Annotated in this window: 13 protein-coding genes; 5 read left to right on the top strand and 8 right to left on the bottom strand. The window is 74.6% G+C overall.

What is annotated here, in order from left to right:
* Positions 1 to 2: 2 nt before the first annotated feature.
* The 4 genes from ACIQZO_RS11755 to ACIQZO_RS11740 form a co-directional block, all read right to left on the bottom strand.
* Positions 3 to 167 (bottom strand): DUF5993 family protein, encoded by a 165-nt coding sequence (locus ACIQZO_RS11755; protein ID WP_189737231.1) that lies wholly within the window; start codon positions 165 to 167, stop codon positions 3 to 5.
* A gap of 36 nt (positions 168 to 203) precedes the next feature.
* Positions 204 to 1601, bottom strand: coding sequence for a sensor histidine kinase (locus ACIQZO_RS11750; protein ID WP_403623774.1), 1398 nt, complete (start codon positions 1599 to 1601; stop codon positions 204 to 206).
* 7 nt (positions 1602 to 1608) lie between these two features.
* Positions 1609 to 2298, bottom strand: coding sequence for a response regulator transcription factor (locus ACIQZO_RS11745; protein ID WP_403623771.1), 690 nt, complete (start codon positions 2296 to 2298; stop codon positions 1609 to 1611).
* A gap of 180 nt (positions 2299 to 2478) precedes the next feature.
* On the bottom strand, positions 2479 to 2658 hold the full coding sequence (locus tag ACIQZO_RS11740) for a hypothetical protein (protein ID WP_403623768.1): 180 nt from the start codon (positions 2656 to 2658) through the stop codon (positions 2479 to 2481).
* A gap of 22 nt (positions 2659 to 2680) precedes the next feature.
* Between ACIQZO_RS11740 and ACIQZO_RS11735 the strand changes: the two genes are divergently transcribed.
* On the top strand, positions 2681 to 2917 hold the full coding sequence (locus tag ACIQZO_RS11735) for a hypothetical protein (protein WP_403623765.1): 237 nt from the start codon (positions 2681 to 2683) through the stop codon (positions 2915 to 2917).
* 8 nt (positions 2918 to 2925) lie between these two features.
* Here ACIQZO_RS11735 and ACIQZO_RS11730 read toward each other — a convergent pair whose 3' ends face one another.
* The 3 genes from ACIQZO_RS11730 to ACIQZO_RS11720 all read right to left on the bottom strand — a co-directional run bounded on the left by ACIQZO_RS11730 (position 2926) and on the right by ACIQZO_RS11720 (position 5053).
* Positions 2926 to 3579 carry a class I SAM-dependent methyltransferase gene (locus ACIQZO_RS11730; protein ID WP_403623762.1) on the bottom strand — a complete coding sequence of 218 codons (654 nt, stop codon included), beginning with the start codon at positions 3577 to 3579 and terminating at the stop codon, positions 2926 to 2928.
* A gap of 139 nt (positions 3580 to 3718) precedes the next feature.
* Entirely contained in the window at positions 3719 to 4597 is an 879-nt protein-coding gene (locus ACIQZO_RS11725; RefSeq protein WP_403623759.1) for a spermidine synthase, read from the bottom strand.
* A 45-nt stretch (positions 4598 to 4642) separates the two neighbouring features.
* Positions 4643 to 5053, bottom strand: coding sequence for a hypothetical protein (locus ACIQZO_RS11720; RefSeq protein WP_403623756.1), 411 nt, complete (start codon positions 5051 to 5053; stop codon positions 4643 to 4645).
* Positions 5054 to 5296: 243 nt separating this feature from the next.
* Here ACIQZO_RS11720 and ACIQZO_RS11715 point away from each other — a divergent pair, with 243 nt between their 5' ends.
* The gene (locus tag ACIQZO_RS11715) at positions 5297 to 6616 is read left to right on the top strand and encodes a tetratricopeptide repeat protein (protein WP_403623753.1); all 1320 of its coding nucleotides are present in this window, start codon (positions 5297 to 5299) and stop codon (positions 6614 to 6616) included.
* Positions 6617 to 6959: 343 nt separating this feature from the next.
* On the opposite strand, the gene ACIQZO_RS11710 is transcribed toward ACIQZO_RS11715, so the two are convergent.
* Positions 6960 to 7550, bottom strand: coding sequence for a histidine phosphatase family protein (locus ACIQZO_RS11710; RefSeq protein WP_403623750.1), 591 nt, complete (start codon positions 7548 to 7550; stop codon positions 6960 to 6962).
* A 110-nt stretch (positions 7551 to 7660) separates the two neighbouring features.
* Between ACIQZO_RS11710 and ACIQZO_RS11705 the strand changes: the two genes are divergently transcribed.
* From ACIQZO_RS11705 to ACIQZO_RS11695, 3 genes are read left to right on the top strand one after another with little or no spacing between them, the layout of a single operon-like run.
* Positions 7661 to 8845 carry a hypothetical protein gene (locus ACIQZO_RS11705; RefSeq protein ID WP_403623747.1) on the top strand — a complete coding sequence of 395 codons (1185 nt, stop codon included), beginning with the start codon at positions 7661 to 7663 and terminating at the stop codon, positions 8843 to 8845.
* Entirely contained in the window at positions 8833 to 10416 is a 1584-nt protein-coding gene (locus ACIQZO_RS11700; RefSeq protein ID WP_403623744.1) for a hypothetical protein, read from the top strand. The genes ACIQZO_RS11705 and ACIQZO_RS11700 overlap by 13 nt, the downstream gene beginning before the upstream one ends.
* Positions 10413 to 11753: an AAA domain-containing protein gene (locus ACIQZO_RS11695; RefSeq protein ID WP_403623741.1), complete on the top strand. Its 1341-nt coding sequence runs from the start codon at positions 10413 to 10415 to the stop codon at positions 11751 to 11753. Before ACIQZO_RS11700 ends, ACIQZO_RS11695 begins: the two co-directional genes overlap by 4 nt.
* The last annotated feature ends 11 nt before the right edge of the window (positions 11754 to 11764 follow it).

Genomic DNA, 11764 nt, shown 5'->3' with positions numbered 1-11764 from the left:
GGTCAGTAGCTCAGCTTCAGGGCGAGACCGCTGGTGATGTGGTGCGCCGTCAGCAGGGTGACGGCGATCAGCACCGCCCACCACGCGCCGAGCACAACCGTCCGGGACGCGCCCCGGTACAGGGCGATCAGCGTGGCGAGCAGCCCGCCGAAGATCAGGGTGTCCATGCCGCGGACCGTACCGAGACGGCGACATCACACCTGCTAGGCGCGCCCCCGGTTACGTCGGTTGCCGCGTCGGCCGCGCCCGGCCCGCCCCCCGCCGGGACCGCCGAGGCTCCGGCCGTCCAGGCCGATCCAGACCCGGACCTCGGTCCCGCCGAGCACCGAGCGCCCCAGTCGTACGTCGCCGCCGGTCGACTCCGCGACCCGGCGCACGATGTCCAGTCCGAGGCCCGTGGACCCGTCGCGGCCGCCGTCGTTCCCGCGGCGCAGGGCCGCGTCCGGGTCGGCGATGCCGGGGCCGGCGTCCGAGACGAGCACGATGACCGCGTCGGAGGCGTCGTGGACGTCCACCGAGAAGGGGGTGCCCTCGGGGGTGTGCCGGAAGACGTTGCCGAGCATGGCGTCGAGGGCGGCGGCGAGTTCGGGCCGCGCCACGGGGATCCGTACCGTACGGTCCACCCCCGCGAGCCGCACCTCGCGGCCCTCGTCCTCCGCGAGCGCCGACCAGAAGGCCATCCGGTCGCGGATCACCTCGGAGGCGTCGCAGCCGGCGCCCGTTCCGGTGCCGGGGCCGGTGGCCGGGCGCTGCTCGCGGGCGGTCCGGATGATCGTGTCGACCTCGCGCTCGAGCTGTTCCACGGCCGTCCGGGTCTGTTCGGCGGCCGGACCGTCGCCGAGCGAGGCGGTGTTGAGCCGCAGCACGGTGAGCGGGGTCCGCAGCCGGTGGGAGAGGTCGGCGGCCAGTTCCCGCTCGTTGGCGAGGAGTTCGACGACCTGGTCGGCCATCGCGTTGAACGCGACGGCCGCCGAACGGAGTTCCTTGGGCCCGTCCTCGGGCACCCGGGCGCCGAGCCTGCCCTCGCCGAGCTGGTGCGCCGCGTCCGCGAGCCGTTCGGCGGGCCGGACCAGCCGGGCGCCGAGCCGGTCGGCGACCCCGATCGAGCCCACGATCAGGGCCAGCCCGACGCCCGCGAGCACCAGCCAGGCGGTCGCGACCCCGTTGCTGACCTCGCTCTCCGGTACGAAGACCTCCACCACGGCGATGTCCCCGGACCCGAGCGCGGTCGGCTGGAGCAGCGCCGAGCCGCCGCCCGCGACCTTGGCCGTCGTGGCCCGCCCCATCCGCCGGGTCTCCGCGACGGCGCGCTCCCCGGCCCGGCCCTCGCCGATGCTCACCGGCGCGCCGTCGCCGATCGCGGGCACGTGGACGGCCATCCGCCGGGCGGCGCCCATCTGTGTGGACTCCACCGCCTTGCGCAGCTGCACGGGGTCAGTGGTGATGGACAGCGTCGGCCCGATGGTGGCGGCCTGCCGTTCGGCGTTGGAGAAGGCCCGGTCGCTGGCCATCTCCTGGACGACGAGTCCGAGGGGCACGGCGAAGGCCACGACCACCATGGCCGTGACCGCGAGGCACACCTTGACCAGGGCCCATCTCATCGCGCGCTCACCGGGGCGGCTCCAGCTTGACCCCGACCCCCCGCAGTGTGTGCAGGTAGCGCGGCCGGGCGGCGGTCTCACCGAGTTTGCGGCGCAGCCAGGACAGGTGGACGTCGATGGTCTGGTCGTCCCCGTAGGACTGCTGCCAGACCTCGGCGAGGAGTTCGCGGCGGGCCACGACGACGCCGGGCCGCTCGGCGAGGAAGGCCAGCAGGTCGAACTCGCGCCGGGTGAGGTCGAGCACGGCCCCGTCGAGCTCGGCTTGGCGGCGCAGCGGGTCGATGGCGAGTCCGCCGACGCGCAGGACGCGCGAGGGCGGTTCGGCCCCGGCGGTGGCCCGGGCGCGGCGCAGGACGGCGGCCATCCGGGCGGAGAGGTGCTCGACGGAGAAGGGCTTGGTCAGGTAGTCGTCGGCGCCGTCGTTGAGCAGCCGGACGATCTCCGCCTCGTCGTCGCGCGCGGTGGCGATGATCACGGGTACGTCGGTGATGCCGCGCAGCATCTTGAGCGCCTCGGACCCGTCCAGGTCGGGCAGCCCGAGGTCGAGGATGACCACGTCGAAGCGGTGGTGCGCGACCTCGCGCAGTGCCTCCAGGGCCGTGCCGACGCTCCGCACGGTGTGCGAGGCCTCGGTCAGGTGCCGGATGAGGGCGGAACGTACGAACTGGTCGTCCTCGACCACGAGCACACTTGCCATGGCCCGCACCGTAGTCCATCCGGGCGACCCAGCGGGGTGTCGGGCCACACTTGGGGCGGGTGGTGCAGTATGTGCCCTGATGCTACGAGGACTTCTTCATGCCACGGCTTGGACGCTGGCGACCGGTGCGGCGGTGACGCTGTCCTGGTGGGGCGTGCACACCGTCATGTCGGGGACGGCCTACGATCCACCGCTCGCGGTGCCGCTGACCACCCGGCCGCTGTCCTCGTCCACGCACGACGCGCAGGCGTCCCGGTCCCCGTCGGGGTCGGCGTCCCCGTCGCCCTCCGCATCGCCCGCCCCGGAGGCCTCGCCGAGCGCGGGGGCGACTCCGGGGAAGTCCCCGAAGCCCTCGGCCACCCCCCGCGGGTACGAGCCGGCGGTGGGGCAGGACGCGGGCAAGGTGCAGGCCTATCCGGTGTCCGGCGGCCGGGTCGTCTTCTCCCTGGGGACGTCCACCGCCGAGCTGGTCTCGGCCACCCCGGCGGCCGGGTGGCGGATGCAGGTGTGGAAGCAGGACTTCTGGATCCGGGTCACCTTCACCCGGGACGGCCGTGAGGTGTCGGTGTTCTGCACCTGGCACGACCACCCGCCGGTGGTGGAGATCGTCGACCCCTGAGCCCGTGCCTATGCGGGGACGGTGCCGACCAGCACGAACTCGTTGTACGGGAAGACCTTGCCCATCGGTCGGGGGAAGGGGAAGGAGTAGGTCCGGCGGACCGCGATCCCGGCCTTGCCCGCGTGGCTGCGCATCTCCTCGAAGCCGACCCAGCGGATGTGGGTGGCGTCGGTGCGGTAGCCGAGCTCCTGCGGGGTGATCATGACGACCGAGCCGCCCGGCCTGACCAGCGGAAGGTACTGCTCCAGCAGCGAGGCGGCGGTCTCCTCGTCGATGTGCTCCAGCACGTGCGCGATCAGCAGGCTGTCGAAGGACCCGGGCCCGCAGTCCGCGGCGGCGGCCAGCTCGTCGGGGGTGTACGCGTTCAGTCCGCGCTCGCGGCAGGTCTGCACCGAGTGCGGGTTGTGGTCGACGCCGACGCTGTCCGGTCCGCAGTTGAGCAGGTTCCGCCCCAGTCCGCAGCCGACATCGAGGACCCGGCCCAGCTGCAGCCGCTGCAGATTCCACCGGTACGGCGCCTGCGTGGGCACGAAGCGCTTGATCCCGGACTGCTCCAGGCGCGCGAGCCGCTTGGTGTAGTCGGACGTTGCAGTGCTGGGCGTGCTCGGGGTGCTCGGGGTGTCCGAGGAGGGAGCGCCGGGGGTTGCGGGGAAATCAGACATTGCTTTTGCCGTCTCCTGAACGCGTCGTAGAAGGGGCGAACCTCCTAGGGGTTCACAGGCTACGCAGAGCGGGCGCCCACCGCGAGTACTCCGAGGATCTTTATCTGCCAAGAGCCCGTCCACATCCCGGACCGGGCCGTTACCGGAACACCGAGGGCGGCGGCTGCGGCGAGGCGACCGCCGAGGCGTCCGCCACCGGGGCGGCGCCGCCCGCGAAGTCCGCCAGCGCCCGGCCGTGCTCGACGCGGCCCGGGTGCGGGTCGCTCGCGATCCGCCGGGTGAATTCCGCCACCGGCAGCTCCCGGTCGGCCGCCACCAGGACGGCGTTGCCGAATCGTTTCCCCCGCCACACCACCGGGTCCGCGGCCAGCGCCAGCTCCGTGAACCGGGACGCTGCCGTCGCGATCTGGCTCCGCAGGTGGGTCAGCGGCGGACCGTCCGCCAGATTGGCCACGTACCACCCGGTGGGCGCGAGGGCACGGCGTACGTCGTCCAGGAACTCGGTGCTCGTCAGGTGCGCCGGGGTGCGCGCCCCGCTGAACACGTCCGCGATCACCAGGTCCGCCCAGCCGTCCGGGACCTTCGCCAGGCCCGCACGCGCGTCCACCGCCCGGACCCGGACCCGCGCCTGCGGGTCCAGCGGCAGGTGTTCCCGTACGAAGGCCACCAGCGCGGCGTCGATCTCCACGATCTGCTGCGTGGAGCGGGGGCGGGAGGCCGCTGTGTAGCGGGCGAGGGTGAAGGCGCCGCCGCCCAGGTGCACCACGTTCAGGGGCTGCCGGGCGGGCGCGACGAGGTCGATCAGGTGGCCGATCCGCCGCTGGTACGCGAAGTCCAGATACCCCGGATCGGCCAGGTCCACATGCGACTGCGGGGCCCCGTCGATCAGCAGGGTCCAGGCACCGGCCCGCTCACGGTCCGGCTCCAGCTCCGCCCGGCCGCCGTCCACCTGTCCGACGACCGCCTCGGCGCTACCGCGTCCGCGCTGCTTGCCCTTGTTCCTGTCCTTGCCTGCCACCACCCCATTGTGCGGGGCGGTGGCGACCGGCAGCCCCCGGACCGGTCAGCAGCAGTTGTCCGCGGCCTCGATCAGCCGGGCCGCCTCGCCGAGCGCCGCGCGCAGCACGTCCGGATCGGTGACCGGCCCGACCGCCTCCGGCGGGAGCAGCCAGCCGGTCGCGCCCGCGGTGGGCGAGGCCGCGTCGTCGCCGAAGCGCATCCCGCGCCCGTTGGTCTGCGTGCACGCGCTGCCCGGCAGGTCCCAGGCGTCGGCGGTCCCGGACGGGACGAGGAAGCCGAGGGTGTCGCCGGACCCGTCGTGCAGGACCGGTCCGACCCCGCCGGCCCGGCTGGCCGCGCGGCGGATGATGTCCACCGCCTCCAGCCCCTGCCGGGTGGGGACGGTCACCAGGTCCAGCTCCAGGTCCGGGGCCGCGCCGGGCTCGGACGCGGTACTCGTTCCAGTACTCTCCATGCCGCCCTCCACCAAGGGAACCCCTCCTCGATCCGTATCCGCATGGGTTCAACGCACGGGAACGTCAACGGGTGCGGTGGCAAGGCGCCGCAAAGGATGGCAGTTCATGGCGGATCGCGGGTGAGATATCCGTTTTGTAGGCAAACATCGTGTGAACACCCCGTCACTGGCGGTACGTTCATGCGCGCCGGACCCCCCGTCACCATCACCGGTGCTGCGTTCCTTGCCAGAGAGGCCACGTCCATGGCGGCGTCCCCCCACTCACCCAACTCCACGTTCCGGCGGCTGCGCGGGCAGCACTCCCCGGCCGAGTTCGCGGCCCTGGTGCGCCGGGCGGCGAAGGAAATCGGAGAAACGGTTTCCTGCGACGCGCGCTACATCGGCCGGGTCGAGTCCGGCGAGATCCGCTGCCCCAACTACGCGTACGAGCGGGTCTTCCTCCACATGTTCCCCGGCCGCGCCCTGGCCGATCTCGGCTTCTCCCCCCGCGAGAGCGTCCGCGGCCGCTCGGCCCAGCGCCTGTCCCTCTCCGTCCCCACCCACCGTTCCCCTTCCAGTGCCAAGGAGAGCGACGTGCTGCGTCGCGCGTTCATGGCGGGCGGCTCCGCGACCGTGGCGGCCGCGACGCTCAGCCTCACCCTGCTCGGCGACACCCGCCGGCTCCCCTCCCGCGCCGGCGAGTCCGAGGCCGCCGCCGTCGAGGACGCGGTACGCCAGATCCGCCTGCTGGACGACCGGCACGGCGCCGACGCCCTCTACCGCAGGGCCGCCGAACCGCTGCGCACCGCCTACGCGCTGCTCGACGCGGGAGCCACCCGGCAGTCCACCGAGGACCGGCTGCACTCCGGCGCCGGTGAACTGGCCGTCTCCGTCGGCTGGCTGGCCCACGACTCGGGCCGCTTCGACGACGCCCGCTCGCACTACGCGGAGGCCCTGGCGACGGCCCGGGTCGCGCGGGACGCGGGCCTGGAGGCGCACGCCTTCAGCAACATGGCCTTCCTCGCCCGGGACTGCGGCCGCTCCCGCGAGGCGGTACGGGCCGCCCAGGCGGGCCGCCGCGCCGCGCGCTCCCTCGGCTCCCCGCGACTGCTGTCCCTGCTCGCACTGCGGGAGGCCGGGGGGTGGGCGGGGCTGGGCGACCGCCGGGCCTGTGAGGAGGCGCTGACGCGGGCGCACACGGAGTTCTCGCGGGGCGAGGCCGACGCCGACCCCGAGTGGATGTCCTTCTTCGGGCAGGCCGAGCTGGAGTCCCTGGAGGCGCGCTGCTGGTCGGCGCTGGGCGAGCACGGCCGCGCGGCGCGGCACGCGCGGCGCGCGGCGGACCTCCAGGACCCGCACTTCGCGCGGAACGTGGCGCTGTACACCGCGGAGCTGGCGGGTGACCTGGCGCGTGCGGGGGCGCCCGACGAGGCCGCGTGGGCGGGGGGCCGGGTGCTGGACCTCCTGGCGGAGGTCCAGTCGACGCGGGTCCGGTCGATGCTGTCGGACACGGCCGCCGCCCTCGTCCCCCACCAACGCTCCCCCCGCGTGGGCACGTTCCTGACCCGCCACGCAACGGCCTGACCCGACGGGTGCGCTGCGGGCGGGCTCTGCGGTGTACGGCCTTGCCCCTGCCCGGGGGCGCCTCAACCGCCGGCGAGGCTCAGGGTGGTCCCCACTCGGCGGGGTTCGGTGGGGTGGGTCGGTGCCCCGCAGGAGGGTCTCCTCGGCTCGGCACCACGCACCGACCCGGACCGACAGGCCCGCACACATTCAGCCTCGCCGGCGTTTGAGGCGCGGGTCCGGGCAGCGCCCGGCACACCACACCGGCCCACCACACCGGCCGAGCCGCCCGCAGGGCACACGGCCGGGCCGGGTACGGGACGACACGGCGCGGGCCGCCCCATCCGCCGAGCCCCCCGCAGGGTCAGAGGTGGCCCGTGTCGTTCCAGCGTTCCAGCGCAGGCGCGCCGTAGGCCCAGCCGAGGACCGAGAGGGAGGTCGGCTCGAGGCGGATGCGGGCGCCGAAGGAGGCTTCGAAGCCCAGCCAGCGCGCGGCCAGCGTCCGCAGGATGTGGCCGTGCGCGAAGACCAGGACGTCGCGCTCCGCCGAGCGCGCCCACGCCACGACCTCGTCCGCCCGCGCCGCGACATCCGCCACGGATTCACCGCCCGGGACTCCGTCGCGCCAGATCAGCCAGCCCGGCCGGACCGCCTGGATCTCGGCCGGGGTCATGCCCTCGTAGTCGCCGTAGTCCCACTCCATCAGGGTGTCCCACGGTTCGGCCCGGACTCCGAAGCCCGCCAGGTCGCAGCTCTCGCTCGCGCGCACGAGCGGGCTGGTGCGGACCTCCACGCCCGGCAGCCCCCGCCACGGATCACGGGCCAGCCGCTCGCCGAGCAGCTTCGCGCCCTGCTTGCCCTCCTCCAGCATCGGCACGTCCGTGCGTCCGGTGTGCTTGCCGAGCTGCGACCACGCCGTCTGGCCGTGGCGGGCCAGCAGGATGCGGGGGGCCATGTGAATTCTCCCGGTTCGTTCGAGGTCCGTACATCATCCATCACCCGCCCCCGCGGCCGGTTTCCGCGCTAAGTCCACGATTGTCAGTGGCGGATGGGACACTTCCGCGGGTGAGCTCCTACCCGCCCAGCAGCCCCGCGCAGCCGACGACACTGCGGCAGCGGCTCGCCGGTCTGCGCGGCCCCGCCGTGCCGCCCCGCCCGCTCGACGCCCGGGCACTGGCGGCCCTCGCCGCCAATCCCGGCTGTGGCAGACGTGCTCTGCTCGACGGCGCCGGTGTGGACAAGACGGCCCTCGCCTCCGCGCTCGGCTCCCCCGCCTCCTTCGGGCAGTCGCAGTTCGCGATAGTGCGCGGGAACTCCTTCGAGGCCAAGGTCAAGGGCGACGGCGGAGCCGAGCTGCTGCGGCTGGTCCACGCGCACCTCGCGCCCGCGGACGAGCCTCCCGGGCCCGGCGCCCGCGTCCCGGACCTGACCGCGGCGGGGCCCGAGGGCCGCGCGGCCCGGACCGCGCTCGCCCTGCGCGAGGCGACCGCCGCCGGCCGGGACAGCGGGGCCTGGACGTTGCTGGACCACCCGATGCTGGCTCTGGAGGTGGCGGGCTCGCCCGCCTACCTGGAGCCCGATGCCGTCGTCGTCCACCCCGACGGCCGCTGGACCGTCGTGGAGATCAAGTCGTTCCCGATGATCGACGGCGCCGCCGACGCCGCGAAGGTGGGCGCCGCCGCCCGCCAGGCCGCCGTGTACGTACTGGCACTGGAGAAGACCGCCGGGAAGCTGCCCGGCGCCGAGGTCGGGCACACGGTGCTGCTGGTCTGCCCGAAGGACTTCTCGAACCTGCCCACCGCTTCCCCCGTCGACATCCGCCGAGAGCGTTCGGTGACCCGCCGCCAGCTGGACCGGCTGACCCGCGTCGAGGAGCTGGCCGCCGCGCTGCCCGAGGGCCTGAGCTTCGACCCGGCGACCCGTACCACCGAGGAGCTCGTCCTGGCGGTGTCGGCGGTGGACGCCGCCTACGCCCCCGAGTGCCTGGCCGCCTGCGAGCTGGCCTTCCACTGCCGCGACCGGGCCCGCGCCGCCGACCACGTCACCGCTCTGGGCCGGTCCGTGCGGGGTGAGCTGGGCGCTCTGACCACCGTCGAGGCCGCCCTCGCCGCGGCCGCCGGGGCCGGCTGCGGCGAGGATCCGACCGCCGCCGCGCTGCACCGCGCCGCCCGGCTGCGCGCGGAGGCCCTGGAGCCGGCCGCCGCCCGACCGCCGCACGACGTCCCGGAGACCCCCGCATGCCCCTGCTGAGCACTCTGGCCCGGCTGGAAGCCGTACGAGCGGGCCGCGCCCAGCCGCTCGCGACCGTGCGGCACCGGCATCTGAGCGAGCACCCGATGGTTTTCGTGCCGCTGACCACCGCCGGTGAGGCGGGCGCCCCGCTCGGCGCCATGGTCGGCACGGACCGGCACGCGCCGCACGTGTTCGTGATACCCCAGCCGCGCGACCGCGACCGGCGCTGGGCCTTCCTCGCGGACCTCGCGGTCCAGGTGCTGGCCCACATCGACGCGTACGCGGACGCCGTGGAGCCGGCCGAGCGCAGCGAGACCGACCCGGAGACGGGCAAGCGGGTCAAGGTCGAGACCGAGCTGTGCGTGGACGCGCCGCAGCTGATCGTGCCGAGCCGGGCCGGCATCGAGTACGTAAGGCTGCTCGGGCGCTCGATGCGGTTCCGCCGCACCGCCGAGGAGGACCCGGACAATCCGTATCCGGCGCCCTCGCAGGTGCCGATGCTCGGGCGCTGGTTCACCCATCTCGCCGAGCGCTCCCGGGTGCCCGGCTCCTCGATGCTGCTGTCGGCCACCGACCTGCTGTCCCGGCACTGGGCCAGCGGCCAGAGCAATCTGGAGGACCAGCACCTGGCCGCTCTGCTGGGCTGGATCGACCCGCCCGAGGGCCGTTCGGGCGCCGAGGCCGCCGACCGGGCCGAGCTGGGCCGCGACAAGGACGGCCAGCTGCTGTGCCCGCCCGCCGGTCCGGCCACCGACCCGGCCTTCGACAACAAGCTGCTGGCCCCGGCGATCGCCCGGTACGACGCCGCGCGCGTGGCCCTGGCGGCCGGGCCCGGGGACGACGACCGCCGGGTGCGGGCGGCCGAGCAGGAGGTGCACCGGCTGGTCGCCTCCCAGCTGTCGGGCACCTGGTGGAACACCTGGGAGGCGATCGACCTGCTGCGCACCCTGCCGCCGGGCGAGCGTGCGCAGGAGCGCTGGACGCGCGACCGCTGGTCGTACACCGGCCACCGGGACCGTGTACGGGCGGGCGAGCCTCCGCAGCCGCGCCGCGACGACGCGGTGACGGCGGCCCAGAAGCTGGCCACGCGGGAGACCGAGCAGGTGCGGCTCGACGCCCAGGAGGCCCTGGACGATCCGCTGGTGATGGCGGGCCGGCGGCTCGCGGGCGAGGCCTTCACCGGTGAGGTCACCGAGGTGGTGATGGAGTGGACGGAGTCGAAGCGGCCGAGCCCGCGCCCGCTGGTGACCGTGGTGACGGAGGACCGGCCGCAGCTCTCGGAGGAGGGCGGCGGGAAGGTGTTCCGCTCGTTGGGCGGGCGTCCGCAGAGCGCGCAGTTCGTCCGCTTCGAGGAGGACGGCCGGCTGGTGCTGCGGCTCCTCGACAAGATGGGCCGCAGCCGGGACCCGGAGCCGGGGACCGTCCCGGAGAAGGGCGAGCAGCTCTGCTGGACGCTCTTCGAGCACGACGCGCGCGGCGGCCCGAAGCTCCCGGATCCCGAGCAGACCCCGTGGACCCACGGCGGCCCGCCGGGGAGCGCGGGCGCCCTCCCCCTGCCCGATTCCGTGACCGACGAGGACCTGCTGTGACCACGACCGCTCCCTTCGATCCGGGCGCGGCGGCCGCCCGGGCGACCGCCGCGATCCTGGCCGACACCCTGTACGGGACGGAGCGGGGCGTGGTCGTCGACTCCCCGCCCGGCGCCGGCAAGTCCACGCTCGTGGTCCGGGCGGCCCGGGAGCTGGCCGGGGCCGGCCGCCGGCTGATGGTGGTGGCGCAGACCAACGCGCAGGTCGACGACCTGGTGCTGCGCCTGGCCGACAAGGACCCCGGGCTGAAGGTGGGCCGGCTGCACAGCAGTGAGGGGGACGCGTACGACCCGGCGCTGCGCGAGCTGCCCTCGGTCACCCTCTCGGCGAAGCCGAAGGACCTCGCGGAGCTGCCGATCACCATCTCCACGGCGGCGAAGTGGGCGTTCGTCAAGGACGTCGAGCCCTGGCAGCACGCCATCGTCGACGAGGCGTACCAGATGCGCTCGGACGCGCTGCTGGCGGTGGCCGGGCTGTTCGAGCGGGCGCTGTTCGTGGGCGACCCGGGCCAGCTGGACCCGTTCAGCGTGGTGGGCGCCGAGCAGTGGGCGGGTCTGTCCTACGATCCGTCCGCTTCGGCGGTGAGCACCCTGCTCGCGCACAATCCGCAGCTTCCGCAGCACCGGCTGCCGGTGTCCTGGCGGCTCCCGGCGTCGGCGGCGCCGCTGGTCTCCCGCGCTTTCTACCCGTACACGCAGTTCCGCAGCGGTACGGGTCCGGGCGAGCGCCGGCTGTCGTACGGGGTCGCCTCGGACGGGTCGGGCCCGGACCGGGTCCTGGACGAGGCGGCCGAGGCGGGCTGGGGCCTGCTGGAGCTGCCCGCCCGGCACACCCCGCGCACCGACCCCGAGGCGGTCCGGGCGGTGGCGCTGGTGGTCCGCCGGGCCCTGGACCGCGGGGCGGTGACCTCCGACGAGCAGTCCCCGGCGCCGTCCCCGCTGACGGCGGACCGGATCGCGGTCGGCACGGCACACCGGGACCAGGCGGCCGCGGTCCGTACGGCGCTGGCCTCGCTCGGGGTCACGGGGGTCACCGTGGACACGGCGAACCGGCTCCAGGGCCGCGAGTACGACCTCACGGTGGTCCTGCACCCTCTGTCGGGGCGCCCGGACGCGACGGCCTTCCACCTGGAGACGGGCCGACTGTGCGTGCTGGCCTCCCGGCACCGGCACGCGTGCGTGGTGGTGGCCCGGGCGGGGATAGCGGAGCTGCTCGACGACCATCCGTCGACGGAGCCGGTCCAGCTGGGCGTGACGGTGAAGTTCCCGGACGGCTGGGAGGCGATGATGTCCACGTGGGATTTCTGGTCGAACCACCGCGTCTCGTGGCGGCCGTAGGCACCCGGCGG

This window comes from Streptomyces sp. NPDC097617, assembly GCF_044761485.1.
Taxonomy (GTDB): Bacteria; Actinomycetota; Actinomycetes; order Streptomycetales; family Streptomycetaceae; genus Streptomyces.
The sequence above is the reverse complement of the archived record's forward strand: the minus strand, read 5'-3'. Positions and strand labels throughout refer to the sequence as shown.